4 protein-coding genes are annotated in these 2,916 nt (G+C 73.9%); 3 read left to right on the top strand and 1 reads right to left on the bottom strand.

The window, feature by feature from the left end:
* From AOK18_RS26690 to AOK18_RS26700, 3 genes are all read left to right on the top strand, one after another.
* Nucleotides 1-712, top strand: a 712-nt coding sequence (locus AOK18_RS26690; protein ID WP_055695994.1) for a 1-aminocyclopropane-1-carboxylate deaminase/D-cysteine desulfhydrase, incomplete at its 5' end; no start/stop codon positions are given.
* A 300-nt stretch (nt 713-1,012) separates the two neighbouring features.
* Complete coding sequence (locus AOK18_RS26695) at nt 1,013-1,426, top strand: ATP-binding protein (protein ID WP_004925829.1); 414 nt, start codon at nt 1,013-1,015, stop codon at nt 1,424-1,426.
* On the top strand, nt 1,423-2,583 hold the full coding sequence (locus AOK18_RS26700; protein WP_074995117.1) for an RNA polymerase sigma factor SigF: 1,161 nt from the start codon (nt 1,423-1,425) through the stop codon (nt 2,581-2,583). Before AOK18_RS26695 ends, AOK18_RS26700 begins: the two co-directional genes overlap by 4 nt.
* 38 nt (nt 2,584-2,621) lie before the next feature.
* On the opposite strand, the gene AOK18_RS26705 is transcribed toward AOK18_RS26700, so the two are convergent.
* A partial coding sequence (locus AOK18_RS26705; RefSeq protein ID WP_055695995.1) for a hypothetical protein occupies nt 2,622-2,916 on the bottom strand: 295 nt, incomplete at its 5' end.

Consider the following 2,916-nt stretch of genomic DNA (forward strand, 5'->3'; position numbering starts at 1 on the left):
CCAGCAGCCGTCCGGCGGCGCCTACTCCAACCACCTGCGGGCCACCGCCGCCGCCGGACGGCTGCTGGGACTGCCCACGGTGGGGGTGGTGCGCGGCCAGGAACTCGCCGGCCGTCCCCTCAACGCCTCACTGGCCCGGTGCGCGGCCGACGGCATGCGGCTGCACTTCGTCGACCGGGCGACCTACCGCGGCAAGACCGCGCCGGCGACCCTCGCGGCCGTACTGCGCGAGGCGGACGCCGAGGACGCCCACGTCGTTCCCGAGGGCGGCAGCAACGCCCTCGCCGTGCGCGGCTGCCGGGCCCTCGGGGAGGAGCTGGCCGGCCGGGCGGACGTGGTCGCCACGGCGTGCGGCACCGGCGGGACGCTCGCCGGGCTGGCCGCCGGACTCGGCCCGGGCGGGCGCGCGCTGGGCGTCCCGGTGCTCCGGGGCGGTTTCCTGGCCGCCGCGACACGGGAGCTGCAGACCGAGGCGTTCGGCGGCCCGCGCGGCGACTGGAGCGTGGACGACCGCTTCCACTTCGGCGGCTACGCCCGGACCACCCCGGAACTCGACGCGTTCGCCGCGGACTTCGAGCACCGTCACGGCATCCCCGTCGAGCGTGTCTATGTCGCCAAGTTGCTTTACGCCCTTGTCGCCCTGGCGGAGGAGAACGCGTTCCCGCGCGGGAGCACGGTCGCGGCCGTCGTCACCGGGCGTCCTTTCCCGTGAGCGGACGGGCCGCGGGCAAGGACTCGCGGACGCCTCCCGACGCGGCCCCGAGAGGACTGCGGCGCGGACGGTTCGACCGTCTGACGTCTGGGTACGTCAATGCGGCGCGCGCTCTTCCCATTCGGGCCCGCAGACCCCTAGCCACGGAACGTGCCCGTGGCTTTACCATGAGTGACGGCATGGGGTCGGGGTCCCGGGGACAGGACCGTCCGGAGCGCGGTAGCGTCACCGCTGAACCACATATCGCGTTGTCCGGGGGCGACCCCGATCCTGAATGCTTGTACCACCTTGGAGGTGAGGGTGTCCCAGATCGCAGGCGAGCCCGCGACCCAGGACTTCGTGGAAGTCCGGCTGCCGGCCGCGGGTGCCTACCTGTCGGTGCTGCGTACGGCCACGGCCGGCCTCGCGGCCCGTTTGGACTTCACCCTCGACGAGATCGAGGACCTGCGCATCGCGGTCGACGAGGCCTGCGCGATCCTGCTGCAGCAGGCCGTGCCGGGTTCGGTGCTCAGTTGTGTCTTCCGCCTCGTCGACGACTCGCTCGAGGTCACCGTCTCGGCGCCCACCACGGACGGCCACGCCCCTTCGCGCGACACCTTCGCGTGGACCGTGCTGTCCGCTCTCGCGGGCAAGGTCTCCTCCGCCGTGGACGAGGACAAGACCGTTTCGATCAGCCTCTACAAACAGCGCGGCGCGGGACCCGGGCCGGCGTGAGGAACGAGGACGGGCCGGTGCGGGACGAAGAACGCGGCACACGCGAGCTGCCGGCCGAGCGGATCTCCGGCGGCATCGAGGGCATCGACGCCATCCCGGAACAGGCCCGGCCGCACCCGGAGGACGACTCCGCGGTGGCCGGAGCTCCGGACGGCGGACAGCACGACCCCGCCGCGCGGAGCAGGCCGGCCGGCCGCCCCGGCGTCTCCCCCGGCCACGGGGAAGACCGGGCGCGCGGGGAGCCGGCGGCGGGGGACGGGGCGAGCGCTCGGGGAAGGGCGACGGGCGGGACGATGAACGAGCACGAGCGACACGCCGAGAGCGAAGTGCCGCGGACGCCGGGCGCGCAGGGCATCCGGCGCACCCCGGACACCCCGGGCACGCACGGCGCGCAGCGCGATCCGCAGGACCGCAGCGGGGCACGTGCCTTGTTCCTCGAGCTGCGCACGCTGCGGGACGGCACCCCGGAGTACGCGGAGCTGCGCAACCGGCTGGTCCGCATGCACCTGCCGCTCGTCGAGCACCTGGCGCGCCGCTTCCGCAACCGCGGGGAGCCGCTGGACGACCTGACCCAGGTCGCCACCATCGGTCTGATCAAGTCGGTCGACCGCTTCGACCCGGACCGCGGCGTGGAGTTCTCCACGTACGCGACCCCGACGGTCGTCGGTGAGATCAAGCGGCACTTCCGCGACAAGGGCTGGGCGGTGCGCGTCCCCCGGAGGCTGCAGGAGCTGCGGCTGGCGCTGACGACGGCGACGGCCGAGCTCTCGCAGCAGCACGGCCGCTCCCCCACGGTCCACGAGCTCGCCGAGAAGCTGGCGATCTCGGAGGAGGAGGTCCTGGAGGGACTGGAGTCCGCCAACGCGTACTCCACGCTGTCCCTGGACGTCCCCGACACCGACGACGAGTCCCCGGCGGTCGCGGACACCCTGGGCGCGGAGGACGAGGCGCTGGAGGGCGTGGAGTACCGCGAGTCGCTGAAGCCGCTGCTCGAGGACCTTCCCCCGCGCGAGAAGCGGATCCTGCTGCTGCGCTTCTTCGGCAACATGACCCAGTCGCAGATCGCCCAGGAGGTGGGCATCTCCCAGATGCACGTCTCCCGGCTGCTGGCCCGCACGCTGGCCCAGCTGCGGGAGAAGCTGCTCGTGGAGGAGTGAGTTCCGGGGGCGGCCCGGGCCGTGGACCGGGGCGGGTCCTACTTCCCGGCGTTCCCCGGCCCCCGGATGCCGAGGGCCCGGGTCGTCTCGGGGTTCAGCAGCAGGACCAGGGCCGTGACGGCCACCACCGCGAGCACGATCCCCGCCGGGATGGCCACGCTGTCGGACTGCAGCAGGTTGTAGGCCACCGGCAGGGCCAGCAGCTGGGTGATGACGGCCGGGCCGCGGCTCCAGCCGCGGCGTCCGAGCAGCCCGCGCGCGGCGAGCAGCGGCAGCAGGGCGAGGACCGCGAGCGTCACTCCGCCGGTGACGGCCTGCTGCCGCTGCTCGCCG

The organism is Streptomyces prasinopilosus (genome assembly GCF_001419695.1).
Lineage (GTDB): Bacteria > Actinomycetota > Actinomycetes > Streptomycetales > Streptomycetaceae > Streptomyces > Streptomyces prasinopilosus.